Origin of the sequence: Streptomyces sp. NPDC049040 (assembly GCF_043197715.1) — a bacterium.
Classification (GTDB): Bacteria; Actinomycetota; Actinomycetes; order Streptomycetales; family Streptomycetaceae; genus Actinacidiphila.
Window position 1 is genome coordinate 72,682 of record NZ_JBICTO010000013.1, and the last position, 18,747, is coordinate 91,428.

Sequence of the window (18,747 nt, forward strand, 5' to 3'; positions counted from 1 at the left end):
GCCGTCGTCCTGGAGCCCGCACGCCGAATGGGAGCTGTCCCGATGTCCGCAAGTCCTCTCGTCCTGCCGCCCGTACGGCTGCTTCCCGCGGACGAACTGGCGCAACAGGCGCTGGCCGTGCCGCTGCTCGACCGCGCACTACGGCTGGCCCGGTGGGCGGCGCCGGAGCGGGCGGTGGACGCGATGGGGGAGCTGCTCGACGCCGATCTGGTGGCCGCCGCGGAGGAGTTGGGGCTCGCCGAGGGGGACGGGGACGGCGAGGAGGACGGGCTGGGGGAGGCCGCGCAGGCCTGGGCCGTCGCCGTGGACACCGGACTCGTCGACCTGGAGATCGACGAGGAGGCCGAGGAGTCCACCCCGCCGGGCGAGGCGGCGGGCCGGGCGGTGCAGGGCGAGGCGTACGAGCGGGTGACCGCGGGTGACCCGCAGGACGTGCTGGAGCTGTGGCTCGCCGCGGCCGAGGCCGCGCTCGCCGAGGCCGCCTCGCCGGACCTGGAGCAGCTGCGCGACCTCGTGGACGACGGCGAGGGCCCGGCCGGGGAGGAGCCCGAGTGGGACCCGGACGAGGAGGCGGAATTCCTCGACACCGCGCTGGCCAACCTCTACACCCTGATGGCGCTCGACGACGGCACGCAAGCCGACCAGGGCGCCGTCCCGCTGCCGGTGCTTGCCGCCTCGCTCGTGGTGCCGGACGAGATGGAGCAGCCGAGCGACGCGGTCCTCGAAGAGGTCACCGAGGTCATGATGCGGCTCGACGACCACTTCCGGCTGCTCGCCCCGGCCGGCCTGCTCGACTACCAGCCGGTGGACGAGGCGCTGATCGAGGAGCACGAGGAGTCGGGGCCGCCCGAGCCGGGCGAGGAGCTGGACCCCGAGGAGATCTCCCGCTACGGGCTGGTGCGGCTGACCCCGCTCGGCGTGCACGGCCTGCGCCGGCTGCTCGTCGACGCGGGCGCGTCGGCGCCCGTGGTGGGCGACCTGGCGGGCGCGGGCGGCACCGAGCTGCTGGACGCGATGGCCGGCTACCCGGACCACGCGGCCCGCGCCGAGGCCGAGTCGTGGCTCGCCGACCGCAAACCGGTCGACGCGGCACGTGAGTTGCTGGCCGCGGGCCGCGGCGAGGACGAGGGCGCGCCGTCGCGGCGGCTGATGTGCCAGCAGACCCTCACCCTGGTGGGCGCGGAGGCCGAGCCCGCGCTGCGCGAGGTGCTCGACGACCGGCAGCTCGGCGGCCTCGCCCGGGTCTGGCTCACCGAGAGCGGCGCGTCCGACGTCCCCACCCCCGACGCCGACATGATCTTCTGGCTGACCATCGACACCCTGGCCGCCCAGCTGGCCGCCGACGACGACGTGGAACTGCTGTCCGACCTGGTGCGCGACCTGGTGGCGCGGCACGACGGCTTCTTCGACACCGCCTGGCGCGTGGAGCACCCGGCGACCGCCGACGTCCTGGAGGCGATGGGCCGGCTGCACCCGGACCGCAAGGCCGCCAAGGACGCCCGCAAGGCCGCCTTCAAGGCCCGCTCGCGGGACGGTTCCTGAGCACGGCGGACCGCGGGCGGCCGTGGGGCACACGGCGGCCGGGCGTACCGGCCACGGCAGGCGGGGCGACCCGGGCGCACGGTCCCGGCTGCCCCACCTGCCCCGTGTCTTGAATCCCCCTTTACGAGTTCTTGGGCCGACTATGGAGCCGCCCCTCGCCGTATCCGCTGCGTTCACCGGGAGTTGGCCGCCGGGCGGGAGTGTGGCCGCCGCACGCACGCGACGTCGCGACCCCAGGGAGCCACCGTGCCGCTCAGCCGCAGAGACTTCGTCCACCGTTCCGCGATCACCGGTGCGGGCGTCGCCCTCGCCGGCGCCGTCGACGTCCTGGCCACCGCACCCGGCGCGCTCGCCGCCGAAGCCCCGGCAGGGCACGGCGACCACCACGACGACGACCACGGCCACCAGCACGGCCACCAGCACGGCCACTGCCCGGAACTGGGCTACGGGCCGCTGATCGCCGACCCGGCAGGGCTGCTCGCGCTGCCGGCCGGCTTCGCGTACCGGATCGTCACCCGTACGGGGACGACCACGCTGGACTCGGGCGAGACCACCCCCTCCAACCACGACGGCACCGCCGCCTTCGCCGGTGAGCGCGGCGCCACCCTGCTGGTCAACAACCACGAGATCGGCGGCCCGCTGACCGCCGCCGCGCACCCCGTGCCGCACGTGGCGGGGCTGGTCTACGACCCGGCGGCGGCCGGCGGCTGCACCGTCGTGGAGGTGCCCAGGCACTGGCGCGGGGACGAGGCCGGCCGTGGCAAGGGCCACGCGGAGCCGGTCACCGAATGGGTCGGCATCGCCGGCACCGCCACCAACTGCGCCGGTGGCGCGACCCCTTGGGGCACCTGGCTGACCTGTGAGGAGACCGAGGACAGGGCCGGCTCCAACGGCATGACCAAGGACCACGGCTACGTCTTCGAGGTCGACCCGCACGACCGGCGCGCCAACCGCGACCCGAAGCCGCTCAAGGCGCTGGGCCGTTACGCGCACGAGGCCGTCGTGGTCGACCCCAAGCGCGGCCACCTCTATCTCACCGAGGACGCGGCCGGCCCCAACGGGCTGCTCTACCGCTGGACCCCGCCGCACGGCTTCCACCACGGCCGCGGCCGGCTCGCCACGCTCGGCGACACCGACGGCGTGCTCCAGGCCTTCCGCTGCTTCGACTCCGGCGGCCGCTTCGTGGACGACCTGTCGCGTGCGACGAAGATCGGCACCCGCTACGGCGTCGACTGGGTCGACGTGCAGGACCGCGACGCGAAGACCACCTCGGTGCGCAAGCAGTTCACGGAGGGCCAGGTCACCAGGGCGCGCAAGCTGGAGGGCATGTGGTGGGCGGACGGCGGCACCTATGTCGTCTCGTCCTTCGCCCGCGCGGAGAGCCCGGTCCAGCACGACGGCGCCGTGTGGTTCTACGACCCGTCCCGCCGCACCCTGACCCTCAAGGTGCTGCTCGGCGTCAACGCCACTCCGGAGCAGGACGGGCCGTTCGACGGGCCCGACAACATCACCGTGTCGCCGTACGGCGGCCTGATCATCGCCGAGGACGGCGTCGGCGTGCAGCACCTGTTCGGCGCGCTGGACGACGGCCGCACCTATCCGCTGGCGCGCAACGAGCTGAACATCGGCACCGAGGAGGAGCCGGAGTACAGCGAGTTCACCGGTGTGACCTTCTCGCCCGACGGCGACACGCTCTTCGCCAACATCCAGACGCCGGGCATCATGGTCGCCGTCACCGGGCCGTGGCGCCGGCAGACCGCCCGCCGCTGACCCGCTGACCTACGGGCCCCGCTGACCCGCGGGCCGGACGGCCGCCCCGGAGTGCGCCTCCCGGGGCGGCCGTGACGTTTTTCCGCGGCTTCAGCAGCCGTTGAGGACCGAGCTGAGCGCCGACTTCTCCGCGCTGTCCACGGTCAGCCCGTAGTAGTGCTTCACCTGCACCCAGGCGCGTGCGTAGGTGCACTGGTACGAGGCGCGGGGCAGCCACTCGGCCGGGTCGTCGTCGCCCTTGGAGCGGTTGGACGACGCGGAGACCGCGATGAGCTGGGGGCGCGTCACGTCGTTGGCCAGGCCCTGCCGCTGGGCGGTGGTCCAGGCCCAGGCGCCGGAGGCCCAGGCCTCGGCCAGCGGGACGACGTGGTCGATGTCGAAGGTCGACGGGTTGGTCGTCGTCGCACCGTCGTAGGCGCTGGTCCAGTTGCCCGAGGTGGACTTGCAGGAGCTGTCGGTCACCACGCCGCTGCCGTCGCGCTTGAGCACGTACTCGCGGGTGTCGCAGGTCCCCGAGATGGTGATCCAGGTCGGGAACAGGTCTCGGTTGTAGGTGGAGGCGTGGCTCTCCGCGGTCGCCGTCATCCCCGAGAGGTAACTGCGGGCGGTGGAGGCGGCGATGGGGGTGGGCAGCGCGGCCTGCGCGGTGCCGCTTCCGGCCAGCAGGGCGGTGGCGGCGAGCGCGGCGGCGCCGGCGATCGAGCCTATTCGGTACGCGAGACGGTTTTCGGGCATGGCTGAGCGCTCCCGTGGCTAGGGGTGGGGGTGGTGCGGGCATGCCTCACCAGCGTCCCGGCCAGGGGTCTATGCGGGTAGACGGTCAGCGGTAAAATTTAGGTGACCATGACATTTACAGGCATCGGGCAGGAGAAGTGCATGCCAACGGCCCGGCTCCGCGGGGGAGTCCGGGCCGTGGCGGGTCGTCGTCGGTCGTGGTCGGGCCGTGGCGGGAGGCGCTCAGAGAGCGGCGGCCCCCGGTTTGACCAGGGACTTGGCGGTGCGCGCGTCCACGAAGCTGCCGAGCGCGGTCATCTCCCACTCACCGGAGAACTGCTTGACCAGCTTCGCCATCAGCACTCCTGTGCGGGCCTCGCCGCTGGTGAGGTCGAAGCGCACCAGTTCCTCGCCCGAGGCGGCGTCCAGCAGGCGGCAGTACGCCTTCGCGACCTTGTTGAACTTCTGGCCCGAGTACGAGTTGACGGTGAAGAGCAGCCCGGTGGCCTCGGGAGGCAGCCCGCCGAGGTGCACGGTGATCGACTCGTCGTCACCCGAGCCGTCGCCGGTGAGGTTGTCGCCCGAGTGCTGGATCGCGCCGTTGAGCACGGTGAGCCGGCCGAAGTAGCAGGTCTCCAGGTGGTTGCGCTGCGGACCGTAGACGATCACCGAGGCGTCGAGGTCGATGTCCCGGCCGCCGAAGGCCGGCTCCCAGCCCAGGCCCATCCGGACCGAGGACAGCAGCGGCTTGCCGCCCTTGACCAGCGACACCGTCTCGTTCTTCCGCAGGTTGACCCGGCCCTTGTCCAGGTTGATCCGGGCGGGTGCCGCGGGCGGCGCCGCGGGGGCGGGCGGCGCGGCCGGCGGGGGCGGCAGGTGCGCGGCGGCAGGACCCGAGGGCGGGGCGGCCTGCGGGGCTGCCTGCTGGGCGGGGGCCGCGGCCGGCTCCTCGACGTTCACGCCGAAGTCGGTGGCGATGCCCGCGAGGCCGTTCGCGTAACCCTGGCCCACGGCGCGGACCTTCCAGGCGCCGCCCCTGCGGTAGACCTCCACCACCACGAGGGCGGTCTCGGGGCCGAGGCCGGACGGGGCGAAGGTGGCGATCACCGAGCCGTCGTCGGCATTGCGCACGGTGGCCGTCGGGACCGTGCCGGCGAACGCGCCGCCGCCGTCGAGGCTCGCCGTCACGACGATCTTCTCGATGCCGGCGGGCACCGCCTCGGTGTCCACCGTGATGGCGTCGGGACCCGACCCGCCACCCGAGCGGTGTGTCACCCCGGGGCCGCCCTGCGGCTGGTTGTAGAAGACGAAGTCGTCGTCGGAGCGCACCTTGCCGTCGGCGGTCAGGAGCAGGCCCGAGACGTCGAGCCGCACCGGTGCGGCCACGTCGACGGCCACACGGGGAACGGACAGCGGCACATTCGAGCCAGGCGTCATTGCGGTCATGTCCCGCTAACGACCGACTCGGCTTTGCGGTTCCATTACCCGGCCGCAAGGGGGGCGGCCCGCAACTCCAGGCCATCGGTGGACCGCGCGGGCAGCGCGAACGCCGAGGCGGCCTCCGGCGGGAGCGGGCGCAGGCCGAGCAGGCCGTGCACCACGGAGGCGGTCAGCGCGTGCCACAGCCCGGCGTGCCGCAGCATCGCGTGGTCGCCGCCGTGCACCACGAAGCGGCACACCTGCGCGCCCGCCGCTCGCGCGCGTACCGCGGCGTGCAGCGAGTCCCGCGGTGCGGTGATCCGGTCGGACGTCGCGTGCACGAAGACCAGCCGGCGGCCGGCCAGCTGGTCGACCGGGTCCTGCGGCGGGCACCAGGCGGCCAGGGCGACCACGCCGGCGACATCCGGCTCGGAGGCGATCCGCAGCGCGGCCCGTGCGCCCATCGAGTGGCCCAGGAGCACGGTGGGGAGGCCGCCGGTGCGCTGCCGCAGCGCGGCCAGCGCGGCCGCCGCGTCCTGCGCGGCGTCGGCGCGGTCGCCGTTCCATCCGCGGTGCCGGTAGCGGGCCTCGGCGACGACCAGCCCACCGCCCGCCGCGACGGCCTTCACGAACGGCCGCATCCGCCAGGAGGGCGGGTTGAGCCGGGAGGGGTGGCGCATGCCGTTCTCCGCGCCGCCGTGCAGCACCAGGACGGCGCCCTTCGCGTCGGGCGCGGCCGCGCGCATCACGATCCGGGGATCCATCCCCGTACGGTGTCACACTCGCGGTGCCCGCACCGGGCGGTGCCCGCGGGCCCCCGGGCCCGGGTCAGTGGGGCCAGAGCGGGGGAGCGGTGCAGAAGGCGCCGCCCAGGTTGGCGTGGGCGGGGTCGGCGGGGTCCAGGGGGCCCTGGGCGGCGAGCAGCGCGGGGGCGAAGGCCTCGGAATCGTCCTGGGGCTCGTAGCCCAGCGCGCGGGCGGGTCCGAGGTCCCACCACAGCCGCGTGTTGGCCGAGCTGCCGTAGACCACCGTGTGCCCGGTGACGTCCGCGGTCAGCGCCGCGTCGAGCAGCCTGGCACCGTCCGCGGGGCTCATCCAGACGGACAGCATCCGGACCGTGGTGGGCTCGGGGAAGCACGACCCGATCCGGATCGACACGGTGTCGATCCCGTGCAGGTCGGCGTACAGCTGGGCCAGGTCCTCGCCGAAGCACTTGGACAGCCCGTAGAAGGTGTCGGGGCGCCGGGGCGTGTCGATCGGGATGAGCGGGTCGTCGCCCTGCGGGCGCGGGGTGAAGCCGACCGCGTGGTTGCTCGAGGCGAAGACGATCCGCCGCACCCCTTCCTCGCGGGCCGCCTCGTAGAGGTTGTGGGTGCCCTCGATGTTGGCCCGCAGGATCTTGTCGAAGGTGGACTCCAGCGAGATGCCGGCGAGGTGGACGATGGCGTCGACCCCGCGGACGGCCGCGCGCAGCGCGTCGCGGTCCGCGAGGTCCGCGGTGATCGCGTCCGGCTCGCCGTCGATCGGCAGCATGTCGAGGAGCCGGAGCCGGTAGCCGTGGGCGGGCAGCAGCGCGCGCATGAGGGTGCCGAGACCGCCGGCGGCGCCGGTGAGCAGAATGGTGCGGGGAGTGGGCATGGGGAGGTCTCCTCGGTCTCACCGGCCCCGGGGGGCCACGGGCATGGCGTGCGCGGGCGGTCGCCGCCGGTGCGGTCGGCCGGCGGCGGTGCCGCGGGGAGTATATCCGTGGCTCGGGTTCAGGTATATGGACGAGGGGGATCCTTCGTGCACGCGTCTGACCTGTGCTCGTCGGCTTGACCCGCGTACGGATGCTCGCTTAGCGTGGCAGCGTTCATGAATATAGACGTGAATCATATGCGCGCACAGACCGGACCTTCAGGGGGAACCCGATGACCTCACCCTCACTCGCCGAGCGTCTCGACGGGCTGCTGTTCTTCCCCGTGACGGCCTTCGGCCCCGACGGCGGGCTGGACCTGGACGCCTTCAGGGCGCACGTGCGCGCGGGCGTGGACGCGGGCGCCGCGGCCGTCTTCGCCTGCTGCGGCACCGGGGAATTCCACGCGCTGACGCCGGAGGAGTTCGGCGCGTGCGTGGCCGCGGCGGTCGAGGAGACCGCGGGCCGGGTGCCGGTGGTGGCCGGCGCGGGCTACGGGACGGCCCTGGCGATCCAGTACGCAGGGATCGCCGAACGGGCGGGCGCCGACGGGCTGCTGGCGATGCCGCCCTACCTCGTCGTGCCCGACCAGGAGGGCCTGCTGCGGCACTACACCGCGCTGGCCGCCGGCACCGGGCTCGACGTCATCGTCTACCAGCGCGACAACGCTGTCTTCGCGCCCGCCACCGTCGTCGAACTCGCCAAGGTGCCCAACATCATCGGCCTCAAGGACGGCCTCGGCGACCTGGACCTGATGCAGCGCATCATCAGCGCGGTCCGCACCGAACTGCCCGGCGACGGCTTCCTCTACTTCAACGGCCTGCCCACCGCGGAGCTGACCGGGCTCGCCTACCGCGGTCTGGGCGTGACCCTCTACTCCTCCGCCGTCTTCGCCTTCTCGCCGGAGATCGCCCTCGCCTTCCACCAGGCGCTCACCACCGGCGACGACGCCGTCGTCGACAGGCTGATCGACGGCTTCTACCGCCCACTGGTCGACCTGCGCAACCAGGGCCGCGGCTACGCCGTCTCGCTGGTCAAGGCGGCCGTACGGCTGCGCGGCCTCGACGTCGGCGAGGTCAGGCCGCCGCTGTCGGAACCCTCCGCGGCGCATGTGAAGGAACTGGCCGAACTGATCGAGCAGGGCCTCGCACTGCTGGGAGAGCGCTGACATGCGGGCCTCCGCCTTCGTCTACCCCTGGGACGTGATCGGCGACCCGGCCGCCGCCGGGCGGATCGCGGAACTCGGCGTGCAGCAGGTCACGCTGGCCGCCGCCTACCACTCCACCCGGGCGCTCACCCCGCGCCACCCCCGGCACCGGGTGGTCACCGCCGCGTACGCCGCCGCGCTCTACCCGCCGGACGGGAAGCGCTGGCAGGGACGCGAACTGCGGCCGTACCCCGCGGGCGGATGGGCCGGGGCGGATGACGCCTGGGCCGCCGCCGCTGCGGAACTGCGGGCGGCCGGCCTCGACGTGCACACCTGGGTGGTGCTCGCCCACAACTCCAGGCTCGGCGCCGAGCACCCGGACACCAGCGTCGTCAACGCCTACGGCGACCGCTACCCGTGGGCGCCCTGCATCGCCCGGCCGGCGGTCCGCGAATACCTGCTGGACCTCGCGGCCGAAGCCGCCGTACGCCCCGGCGCGGGCGGCACGGAACTGGAGTCGCTCGGCTGGTACGGCCTGGCGCACCTGCACGCCCACGACAAGATCGGCGGTGTGCCGCTCGGGGACGCCGCCCAGTACCTGATGTCGCTGTGCTTCTGCCCGTCCTGCCGGGACGGCTACGCCGGTCTCGGCGCCGACCCGGAGGAGCTGGCGGCGGCCGTCCGCGGCGCGATGGAGCCGGTGTGGGCGGACGGCAGCGACGCGGCGGGGCTGCCCGGCATCGAGCGGCTGCTCGGCGCCGAGCGGGCCGCGCTGACCCTCGCGTGGCGTACGGAGACGGCGGCCTCCCTCCAGGAGCAGGCCGTCGCCGCGGTCCGTGCGGCCGCCGCCCCCGGCTTCCAGGTGCTGATGCACGCCGATCCGGCCGTCCACCGCTGCGGGGCCAACGCCGGTGTGCGGGCCGACCGGATCCTCGGGCACGTGGACGGCCTGGTGCTGCCCTGCCCCGGCGGCCCGGCGGGCGCCGCGGGCCGCGAGGCGGTGCTCGCCCCGGTCGCCGCGCACGCGGGTCCCGGCACCGTCGTGGCCGCCAACTTCGCGGTGGTGTCCGGCATGGGCGGCAGCCCCGGCACGCTCGCCGCCGACGCCGCGCACGCCGCCGGGCTCGGCGCCACCCAACTGCGGCTCTACCACGCGGGACTTGCCTCGGACGCCGACCTCGCGGCGGTGCGCGCGGCCCTGCTCGCCGGTTGACCGGAGCGCGGCGATCATGGGGGTACCGCCGCGCCCCGGAGCATCACCGGCCGGTGAGGCAGGGGGGTCGTGCATACCCAAGTCGCCACCGGGGCATGGGAGGTTGCCGTGTTCCCCGGATTTATTTCCGGGATATTTCCCGGCGCCGGGGCGGGACGGCTCAGAAACCGCCGCCGACCGTCACCGTGGCGCCCGATCCGTAGCCGGCCGTCACCGTGTAGCGGTCGCCGTCGGTGCCGCCCTGGCCCTGGTCGTGGTTGAACTGGCCGGAGAAGGTGTACGTGCCGGGGCCCAGGGTCTGCCCGGCGTCGAGCGTCCAGCGGTAGACCAGGTCCTGGCCCTCCACCGTCGTGCGGGGCGCGGTGCGGTCCGACACCGACGTCCACGAACCCGTGCTGGTCTCGCCGTTGTGCACGGCGATCCGCAGCTCCACGGTCAGCGACGTCAGGACCTGACTGGTGGTCAGCTCGATGTCGCTCTGCGTCCAGTAGTCGTTGCTCGCGGCCGCGATGCCGCCGTTGGACGACAGCGGCCCGCTGCTCGCCGCCGGCGCGGACCCGCCGGCCGGTGCGCCGGGGGTGCCGGTCGCGGTGCCGTGGGTGCCGGCCGGCGGCGGCTGCGAGGTCGGCGCCGCCGGGGGAGTACGTCCGGCGGCCGTGCTGTGCGGCGCGGAGGTCTTGTGGCGCCCCGAGGCCGTACCGCTGTGCCGTGTGACCGGTGCCCGCGGGACCGCGCTGCCCGAGGTGCCGGAGGCGGCGGGGGGCGGCTGGGTGGTGCCGGTGTCGCCCGAGGTGACGACGGAACCGCCCGGCTGGCTGCCGCCGGTCACGGCGCCCACCGCCAGGCCCCCGATGCCGATCGCACCCGCCACCGCCGCGGTCACCGCGGTCACCCGCATCCAGGGTGCGGCGGGCGGCCGGTCGTGGCCCCTGGCGCCGGACTCGTGCGCGCCGCCCCCCACGCCGTCCTCGGCCATGGCGTGCTCGACCCTGGCCAGCATGCGTTCCCTGTCGGGCCGGTGGGCGTCGGCCGCGTTCCGCAGCCGCTCCGGCAGATCGGTCATCACATTCCCCGTCCCGTACGAGTACGAGCACGAGTCACAGGACCCGCCGCACCCAGCAATCGCTGTGCGCCCGGGCCGATTTCACCCGCAGCGCCGTTTGCCGCGCCGGCCGGGCCGTCCGGTTGCCCGGCGCGCGGCAGGCGTTCAGGACCGGCGGGATCCTGCACGGCCGCCGATCCGGCTCCCTGCACCGTACCGGCATCGGCCGGCCAGGGTTCGAGCAGCCTTTCCAACTCCGCGATGCCGCGGGACGTCTGGCTCTTGACCGTGCCGACCGAGATGCCCAGCGCCGCCGCCGTGTCACGCTCCGACAGGTCGAACGCGTGTCGCAGCACCACGCACGCCCGCTTGCGGAACGGCAGCCGCTGCAGCGCCTCGCGCAGGTCGAGCACCGCCGGCAGGTCGGGCCCCTCGGTGCGCTCCGTGCGCTGCGACCAGAACTGCGCGACCCGGCGCCGCTCGCGCACCGCGCTGCGTATACGGGAACGCGCCAGGTTGGCCACCACGCCGCGTGCGTACGCCACCGGGTGGTCGGCTGTCCGCACCCGGTCCCAGCGCCGCCACAGCGCCACCAGGGCGTCCGCCGCCAGGTCGTCAGCGGCGTCCGCCTCCCCCGTCAGCAGGTGTGCCAGACGGGCGAGTTCGGCGTAATGCCGTTCGAAGAACGCGTGGAACGCGGCGGCATCGTCGTCGACGGCAGTGCCCACGGTCACCTCTTCCTGCCCGGACCTCCCCGCCACGGCGCGGCGAGAGCGTAGCAGCGGGGAAAGGCTCTGGGCAGAGGTCCGGAATCACAACTTCCCGGCGGTAACCGCTGGTGAACGCGGTGTGATCAGGAGATTGCCGGTGGCATCAGCCGCCGGCACGTACACAGCGCTGGACCCGGGTCACCAGCCGGAGGTCGAACTCGCCCTCGGACGTCTCGGGTCGCGAGCGCAGATAGGCCCTGATGCGGTCCTTGACCGCCTCGCGCTCGGCGTCCTCCATCACCAGCAGGTGCGAGTGGGTCGCCACCGTCGCGACCAGCGATTCGGCGGTACGCCGCAGCGTGTGCGGGAAGTCGGCGTCCTGCGCGGCGGAGAAGGCCGGGTGCGGCTCGATCCTGCGGGACGGGTTCGCGGCCCAGCCGAGGAAGGACACCTGGCTCGGCGAGACCTCGCCGAGCCCCGCGATCCACTCGACCCGGTCGTCGTCGGCGTTGGACAGCGTCGCAAACGGGCCGCCGGGCCGCAGCACCCGGGCGATCTCGGGCAGCGCGCGCTCCTGGTCGAACCAGTGGATGGCCTGACCGACCAGCACCGCGTCCACGGACGCGTCCGGCAGCGGGATCCGCTCCGCCGTGCCGACCAGCGCGGTGGCCTGCGGCACGTCGCGGCGCAGTTCGGCGAGCATCGCCCGGTCGGGTTCCACCGCCGTCACCCGGTGGCCGAGCGCGATCAGGACACGGCTCAGCTTGCCGGTGCCCGCGGCCAGGTCCAGGACGTCGAGGCCCGCGTCCGGCTCTCCTGCCGCGGGCGCCAGCGCCCACGCGACGGCCTGCGCGGGGTAGTCGGGGCGGTGCGCGGCGTACTCGGCGGCCGCCGCCCCGAACGAGGCGCTGCGCTTGGCGTACAGCTCCGGGTCGTACCCGGTTCCATCGTTGCCCATGCTCCGACCCTACGGCGGGGCTCCGCAGCCGCCCCCGAGGGGCCCGGTCACAGGCGCCTGGTGGCCAGCAGGAGGCGGTCGCGCGCGTCGAAGAGGGCGTCCTTGATCATCTGCTCGTGCCCTGAGGTGAGCCGCGCCACCGGCACCGAGCAGCTGACGGCGTCCCGCGCGGGCGTCCGGTAGGGGACCGCGATGCCGAAGCAGCGCAGCCCCAGCGTGTTCTCCTCGCGGTCCACCGCGAAGCCCTGCTCGCGGATGACCGAGAGCTCCTCGATCAGCTTCTCCCGGTCGGTGTGGGTGTGCTCGGTGAGCGGTTCCAGCGTCTCCGGCAGCAGCTTGCGCACCTGCTCGTCCGTGTAGGTGGCGAGCAGCGCCTTGCCGAGCGAGGTCGAGTGCGCGGGCAGCCGGCGGCCCACCCGGGTGAACGGGCGCAGGTAGTGCTGCGACTGCCGGGTCGCGAGGTAGACCACGCTCGTGCCGTCCAGGCGCGCCAGGTGGATCGTCTCGCTGGTGTCGTCGGACATCCGGTCCAGCGTGGGCCGGGCGGCGGCCACCACCTCGTCGCCGTCGATGTAGGACGTGCCGACCAGCAGCGCGCGCACCCCGATGCCGTACCTCGTGCCGGTCGCGTCGGTCTCGATCCAGCCCAGGTCGACCAGCGTGCGCAGCAGCATGTAGAGGCTGGACTTGGGGTAGCCGACCGACTCCTGCACGGACGCCAGGCTGTGCATGCCGGGCCGGCCCGCGAAGAACTCCAGCAGTTCCACCGTGCGGACCGCGGACTTGACCTGGGAACCGGCTCCCTCGGCAGCACCCATTGCGCTCGACCCCTCTTGTTCGGCCGGGAGGCCCGGACGTAGGCTCCCCTGAGATTCACATGTGAAGACGTCGTTCAGTATATAGAACGACGACGGTATGCAGTACGGAAATGTGGAGGTTATTCCGGTGGCAGTACCAGTCTGGAGCGTCGACCCCCGTAGCGGGAAGCAGCACGAGCAGGTCGCCGTCGAGGCCACGGCGGAGGATGTCGACGCCGCCGTCCGCGCCGCCGCCGCCGCGATCCCGGCCCTTGCCGACCGCAGCGTACGCTCCCGGCTGCTGCGGGCCGCTGCCGGGGCGCTGGAGGAATCGGCCGCCGAGGTCGTCGCCGCCGCCGACGCCGAGACCGCACTCGGCGTGCCCCGCCTGACGGGCGAGCTGGCAAGGACCGCCTACCAGCTGCGCGCCTTCGCCGACGTCGTGGACGAGGGCGCCTTCCTCGACGTGATCATCGACCACGCCGACCCGGCCGCGCAGCCGATCCCGCGGCCCGACCTGCGCCGGATGAAGATCCCGCTGGGCGTCGTCGCCGTCTACGCCGCGAGCAACTTCCCGCTGGCCTTCTCCGTCCCCGGCGGCGACACCGCCAGCGCGCTCGCCGCGGGCTGCCCGGTCGTCGTCAAGGCTCACCCCGACCACCCGGCCACCTCCGCGCTCTGCGCCGAACTGCTGCGCGGGGCCGCCGTCTCGGTCGGACTGCCCGCCGACACGGTGGTGCTGCTGCACGGCTTCCAGGCCGGTGTCGAGCTGGTCCGCCACCCGCTGGTCGCCGCCGCGGGCTTCACCGGCTCCGTGCCCGGCGGCCGCGCCCTCCACGACGCGGCCGCCGCCCGCCCGCAGCCGATCCCCTTCTACGGCGAGCTGGGCAGCCTCAACCCGGTCGTCGTCACCGAGGCCGCCGCCGCCGAGCGGGCCGAGCAGATCGGCAGCGGGCTCGCCGGGTCCTTCACCCTGGGCGTCGGGCAGTTCTGCACCAAGCCCGGCCTGCTGCTCGCCCCGGCAGGCCAGGACGGCGACCGGCTGCTGGCCGCGCTCACCGCGGGTGCGGCCGACGCGCCGGCCGGCGTGCTGCTCGACGCCCGCATGCGGGGCAGGTTCCTCGAAGGCGCCGCCGCCCGCGCCGCGCTGCCCGGCGCCGCCACCCCGGTCGCCGCCGCAGGCGACGGCGACACAGGGGTACGTCCCGGCTTCGTCACCGTCGCCGCCGCCGACCTCGCCGACCTCCTCCTCGAAGAGTGCTTCGGGCCGCTGACGGTCGTCGTACGGTACGGGTCCGCCGATGAGCTGGCCGGTGTACTCGACCGGCTGCCGGGCAACCTCACCGCGACCGCGCACCTCGGCTCCGCCGAGGCCGAGGAGGAAGGCGGCGCCGCGGCCGCCCTGCTCTCCCGGCTCACCGCTGTCGCCGGACGCGTCCTGGTCAACGGCTGGCCCACCGGCGTCGCCGTCGCCCCCGCCCAGCACCACGGCGGGCCCTACCCGGCCACGACCTCGACGTCCACCTCGGTCGGCGGCACCGCCATCGAGCGATGGCTCCGCCCGGTCGCCTACCAGGACACGCCTGCGGCCCTCCTCCCCGCCGAGCTGCGCGAGGGCAACCCCCTGGGCGTCCCCCGCCGCGTCGACGGAGCCCGCGCATAACGGCTGCGGCCCCTGCCGCCGCCGGGGGAGGGCGGCCCTGTCGCGTCCAGGGGCTGCCCGCCCCGCGAGCCGGACGGGCGGCGCGGCGGACGGGTCCCGTGCCGTAGGGCCGGCGCCCGCGCACGGGGCCTGCGGCCCCGCTGGTGGCGGTGGACCGTGCCCGCGGGTCCCCGCGCCGGGTGGGCCAGGCCCGCCGGGGGAGAGCCGCGCGGGCGGCCCGCGCGGCTGGGCGCCGTCACACGGTGTGCCGGGGGCCGCGCAGGGCGACCGCCGTGGCGACGGCCGTCAAGGAGACCAGCCCGGCCGCGATCAGCAGGCTCAGCCGCATGCCGGACAGGAAGTGCGCGCGGTCCGCGACCAGTGAGCCGAAGAGCGCCACGCTCAGCGCGCCCGCGACCTGGCGGCCCGCATTGAGGACGCCGGCCGCCAGCCCCGCTCGTTCGGCCGGCACCGCCCCCATCGCCGCCGCGGTCAGCGGCGGCACCGCGAGCGCCCCGCCCAGGCCCAGCGGGACCATCGCCGCGGCCAGCAGGCCGGCCGGTGTCCCCTGACCGACGGGAAGCAGCAGCAGGAGCCCGGCCGCCATCAGCGCCTGGCCCGCGATCATCGGCACCCGCGGCCCGTAGCGGTTGGACAGCCGCCCCGAGATCACGTTGACGCTGGAGATCAGCACCGTCATCGGCAGGAACATCAGCCCGGCGGTGAGCGCGGACATCCCCCGCAACTCCTGGAAGAACAGGCCGAGCACGAAGAACATCCCGAAGAAGCCCACGCTCAGCGCCGATCCCGCCGCGATCGAGACGGTGACGACGGGATTGCGGAAGAGCCCGAGCGGCACCACCGGGTGCGGGTGCCGGGACTCGATCACGAAGAAGGCCGCGCCCGCGACCGCCGCCACGCCCGCGGCGGCCCAGCCGGCCCTGCCGCCCTCGATCACCGCGAAGGTCAGTGCGGCCAGCGCGAGCACCGCGGTGAGCTGCCCCGGCACGTCCAGCGGCGCCGGGCGGCGGGCGGCCTGCCGGGCGCGGGATGCGAGCAGCAGCGTGAGCACCGCGAAGGGCAGGTTCACCAGGAAGATGCCGCGCCAGTCCCACGCCGTGGTCAGCGCCCCGCCGGCGACGGGTCCCAGCGCGACGGCCGAGGAACCGCCCACCGCCCACAGCGAGATCGCCCGGGCCCGCCCGGCGGCGTCGGGGTAGGCCTGCCTGACCAGGGCTAGCGACGACGGCAGCACGACGGCCGCCGCCGCCCCCTGTAGCACCCTGGCCCCGATCAGCACCCCGAGCCCGGGGGCGGCGCCGCAGGCCAGCGAGGCGGCGGCGAAGACCGCGACGCCGCCGGTGAAGGCCCGCCCGGCCCCGATCCGGTCGGACAGCGCGCCGGTGGACAGCATCAGCGCGGCGAAGGCCAGCGTGTAGCCGTCCACCACCCACTGCAGCGCGGAGAGTCCGCCGTGCAGGTCGCCGCCGATCGCGGGCAGCGCCACGTTGACGACCGAGGCGTCGAGGGTGATGAGGAAGAAGCCGAGCAGCGCCGCGGCCAGGGTGCGGCCGGCGGACGCGGGTCGCCCGGCGGGTGCCACGCCCCTGGTGGGGGAGGGGAGTTGCCCGGCGGGTGCGGTGAGGTCCTGTGACATGCCCATCAGCCTGGCCGCGCCCGGCGTCGTACAGTAGTGGCCGCAATGCCAAACACCCGGAGGTTCTGGCCATGCCTGTCGCCGCCCACCGTCCGCACCGCGTCGCGGTCATCGGGGCCCAGCCGGTGTCGATGTTCAACCTCGCCGTGCCCGACATGCTCTTCGCCAAGGTCGAGGTGGACGGCAGGCCCGGCTACGAGGTCGAGCTGTGCACCCCGGAGCCGGGCGTGGTCGGCACCAGCGGCGGCGCGGACGTGGTCATCCGCAGCGGTCTCGAAGCGCTGGACCGTGCCGACACGGTGATCGTGGCGGGCACCGGCTCCAAGGCCGAGCCCGACCCGCGGGTGCTGGCCGCGCTGCGCGACGCCGCGGCCGCGGGCAAGCGGGTCGCCTCGATCTGCACCGGCGCCTTCCTGCTGGCCGAGGCGGGCCTGCTCGACGGCCGCCGGGCGACGACCTACTGGACCTACACCCGCGAACTGGCGGACCGCTACCCGGCCGTGGACATCCAGCCCGACGTCCTGTTCGTGCAGGACGGCCAGTTGCTGACATCCTCCGGCTACGCGGCCGGCATCGACCTGTGCCTGCACATCATCCGCACCGACTACGGCGCCGCCATCGCCAACAGCGTCGCCCGCCACGCCCTGGTGGCTCCGGTACGGCCGGGCGGGCAGGCGCAGTTCACCGAGACACCGCTGCCGGCGGAGAAGGGCACGTCCTTCGCCGACACCCGCGCCTGGGCGATGACCAGGCTCGACCAGCCGCTCACGCTCACCGACCTGGCCCGGCACGCGGCGGTCAGCGTCCGCACCCTCACCCGCCGCTTCCACGCCGAGACCGGTCTCAGCCCGCTCCAGTGGCTGCTGCACCAGCGCGTCGAACGGGCCCGCGAGCTGCTGGAGACCACCACCTTGCCGGTGGACCAGGTCGCCAGGGCCAGTGGCCTGGGCACCGCGGACTCGCTGCGCCAGCACCTGCTGCGCCGCGTCGGCCTGACGCCCAGCGACTACCGCAGCGCCTTCAGCAGGGTGACCGCGGCCTGACCGCCGCCCGCCGGTGCCGACCTCGTACAGTGCCGTCATGGGCGACGTGCTGCACATCAGGGGCCGGATCCTGGCCGGACCGGACGACGTACGCGACGAGCTGTGGGTGGTCGGCGGCCGGATCACCTACCTGCGGCCGGCCGCGGAGGCCGTCGCGGTCGACGGCTGGGCGCTGCCGGGCCTGGTCGACGCGCACTGCCATGTCGGCCTCGACGCGCACGGGGCCGTCGACCACGACACCGCGGAGAAGCAGGCGCTCGCCGACCGGGAGGCCGGTGCGCTGCTGCTGCGGGACGCCGGCTCGCCCAGCGACACCCGCTGGACCGACGAGCGCGACGACCTGCCGCGGATCATCAGGGCGGGACGGCACATCGCCCGCACCCGCCGCTACATCCGCAACTACGCCCACGAGATCGAGCCGGGCGACCTGGCCGCGTACGTACGCAGGGAGGCCAGGCGCGGCGACGGATGGGTCAAGCTGGTCGGCGACTGGATCGACCGCGACAAGGGCGACCTCGCCCCCTGCTGGCCGGCCGACGCGCTGGCCGAGGCGATCGCGGCCGCCCACGAGGAGGGCGCCAGGGTCACCGCGCACTGCTTCGCGGAGGACTCGCTCGCCGACCTGGTGGCCGCCGGCATCGACTGCGTCGAGCACGCCACAGGGCTCACCGACGACACGGTGCCGCTCTTCGCCGAGCACGGTGTCGCCATCGTGCCGACCCTGGTCAACATCGCGACCTTCCCCCGGCTCGCGGACTCGGGCCAGGCCAAGTTCCCCCGCTGGTCGGACCATCTGCGCCGGCTGCACGCCCGCCGCCACGAGACGGTGCGCAACGCCTACGACGCGGGCATCGCCGTCTACGCCGGAACGGACGCGGGCGGCAGCCTCCCGCACGGGATGATCGCCGCCGAGGTCGAGGAGCTGGTCACCGCGGGCCTGCCGGTCGAGGCGGCGCTGTCCGCGGCGACCTGGGGCGCCCGCGAGTGGCTGGGCCGGCCGGGCCTGACCGAGGGCGCGCCCGCCGACCTGGTCGTCTACGAGACCGACCCGCGCGCGGACGTGCGGGTGCTGGCCGCACCGCGCCGGATCGTGCTGCGCGGCACCGTGGTGGGCTGACCTGGCGGCGATTGCGCAGGCGGGGGCGGGTCGTGCGGTACGCCGCCGCCGCCGTGTGCGGGCGTGCTGTTGACCGGCCCGTGACGCCGCGCCCGCACCGGGCGTTGAGCATCCTCCGCGCGGACCTGGCGGCACGGTACGTCAACCCGGCCGCGGCCGGTCATCCCGCCGGACGGGTGGTGCGGGGGAACGGCCGTGCCAGGTGATTCGAAGACGCGCACGGAAACCACCCTTATGGGTGAACTGGCAGCGCGTAGCCGCGGATTCACTCTCAGTGCGTAAACATTGCTGCCTTAGCGCC

General features: G+C 74.5%; 15 protein-coding genes and 1 pseudogene. 7 read left to right on the forward strand and 9 right to left on the reverse strand.

The annotated features are described in order from the left end of the window. Positions 1-42: 42 nt before the first annotated feature. A complete protein-coding gene (locus ACGFMP_RS27340) occupies positions 43-1,542 on the forward strand; it encodes a hypothetical protein (RefSeq protein ID WP_393675661.1) in 1,500 nt (499 codons plus the stop codon). Between the two features lie 246 nt (positions 1,543-1,788). Next, on the forward strand, positions 1,789-3,312 hold the full coding sequence (locus ACGFMP_RS27345) for an alkaline phosphatase PhoX (RefSeq protein ID WP_393675662.1): 1,524 nt from the start codon (positions 1,789-1,791) through the stop codon (positions 3,310-3,312). 90 nt (positions 3,313-3,402) lie between these two features. Here ACGFMP_RS27345 and ACGFMP_RS27350 read toward each other — a convergent pair whose 3' ends face one another. The 4 genes from ACGFMP_RS27350 to ACGFMP_RS27365 all read right to left on the reverse strand — a co-directional run bounded on the left by ACGFMP_RS27350 (position 3,403) and on the right by ACGFMP_RS27365 (position 7,083). Continuing rightward, positions 3,403-4,047 (reverse strand): HNH endonuclease family protein, encoded by a 645-nt coding sequence (locus tag ACGFMP_RS27350; RefSeq protein ID WP_393675663.1) that lies wholly within the window; start codon positions 4,045-4,047, stop codon positions 3,403-3,405. A gap of 222 nt (positions 4,048-4,269) precedes the next feature. Further along, on the reverse strand, positions 4,270-5,472 hold the full coding sequence (locus tag ACGFMP_RS27355; RefSeq protein WP_393675664.1) for a TerD family protein: 1,203 nt from the start codon (positions 5,470-5,472) through the stop codon (positions 4,270-4,272). Positions 5,473-5,507: 35 nt separating this feature from the next. Next, positions 5,508-6,209 (reverse strand): alpha/beta fold hydrolase, encoded by a 702-nt coding sequence (locus ACGFMP_RS27360; RefSeq protein ID WP_393675665.1) that lies wholly within the window; start codon positions 6,207-6,209, stop codon positions 5,508-5,510. Between the two features lie 64 nt (positions 6,210-6,273). Beyond that, entirely contained in the window at positions 6,274-7,083 is an 810-nt protein-coding gene (locus ACGFMP_RS27365; protein ID WP_393675666.1) for an NAD-dependent epimerase/dehydratase family protein, read from the reverse strand. 272 nt (positions 7,084-7,355) lie between these two features. Here ACGFMP_RS27365 and ACGFMP_RS27370 point away from each other — a divergent pair, with 272 nt between their 5' ends. Both ACGFMP_RS27370 and ACGFMP_RS27375 read left to right on the forward strand, forming a co-directional pair. Continuing rightward, positions 7,356-8,288 carry a 5-dehydro-4-deoxyglucarate dehydratase gene (locus ACGFMP_RS27370; protein ID WP_393675667.1) on the forward strand — a complete coding sequence of 311 codons (933 nt, stop codon included), beginning with the start codon at positions 7,356-7,358 and terminating at the stop codon, positions 8,286-8,288. A 1-nt stretch (position 8,289) separates the two neighbouring features. Continuing rightward, the gene (locus ACGFMP_RS27375) at positions 8,290-9,480 is read left to right on the forward strand and encodes a hypothetical protein (RefSeq protein ID WP_393675668.1); all 1,191 of its coding nucleotides are present in this window, start codon (positions 8,290-8,292) and stop codon (positions 9,478-9,480) included. Positions 9,481-9,640: 160 nt separating this feature from the next. On the opposite strand, the gene ACGFMP_RS27380 is transcribed toward ACGFMP_RS27375, so the two are convergent. The 4 genes and pseudogenes from ACGFMP_RS27380 to ACGFMP_RS27395 form a co-directional block, all read right to left on the reverse strand. Continuing rightward, positions 9,641-10,543 (reverse strand): hypothetical protein, encoded by a 903-nt coding sequence (locus ACGFMP_RS27380; RefSeq protein ID WP_393675669.1) that lies wholly within the window; start codon positions 10,541-10,543, stop codon positions 9,641-9,643. A 140-nt stretch (positions 10,544-10,683) separates the two neighbouring features. Further along, a pseudogene (locus tag ACGFMP_RS27385) lies at positions 10,684-11,250 on the reverse strand (SigE family RNA polymerase sigma factor); the annotation flags it as partial. A 145-nt stretch (positions 11,251-11,395) separates the two neighbouring features. Further along, on the reverse strand, positions 11,396-12,190 hold the full coding sequence (locus ACGFMP_RS27390; RefSeq protein WP_393675670.1) for a class I SAM-dependent methyltransferase: 795 nt from the start codon (positions 12,188-12,190) through the stop codon (positions 11,396-11,398). A gap of 47 nt (positions 12,191-12,237) precedes the next feature. Further along, entirely contained in the window at positions 12,238-13,008 is a 771-nt protein-coding gene (locus ACGFMP_RS27395) for an IclR family transcriptional regulator (RefSeq protein ID WP_393675671.1), read from the reverse strand. A gap of 127 nt (positions 13,009-13,135) precedes the next feature. Between ACGFMP_RS27395 and ACGFMP_RS27400 the strand changes: the two genes are divergently transcribed. Further along, positions 13,136-14,650, forward strand: coding sequence for an aldehyde dehydrogenase family protein (locus tag ACGFMP_RS27400; RefSeq protein WP_393675672.1), 1,515 nt, complete (start codon positions 13,136-13,138; stop codon positions 14,648-14,650). A gap of 235 nt (positions 14,651-14,885) precedes the next feature. Here ACGFMP_RS27400 and ACGFMP_RS27405 read toward each other — a convergent pair whose 3' ends face one another. Further along, complete coding sequence (locus ACGFMP_RS27405) at positions 14,886-16,286, reverse strand: MFS transporter (protein WP_393675673.1); 1,401 nt, start codon at positions 16,284-16,286, stop codon at positions 14,886-14,888. Positions 16,287-16,357: 71 nt separating this feature from the next. Between ACGFMP_RS27405 and ACGFMP_RS27410 the strand changes: the two genes are divergently transcribed. Beyond that, a complete protein-coding gene (locus ACGFMP_RS27410) occupies positions 16,358-17,329 on the forward strand; it encodes a GlxA family transcriptional regulator (RefSeq protein WP_393675674.1) in 972 nt (323 codons plus the stop codon). Positions 17,330-17,366: 37 nt separating this feature from the next. Next, entirely contained in the window at positions 17,367-18,446 is a 1,080-nt protein-coding gene (locus tag ACGFMP_RS27415; RefSeq protein WP_393675675.1) for an amidohydrolase family protein, read from the forward strand. Positions 18,447-18,747 lie beyond the last annotated feature (301 nt).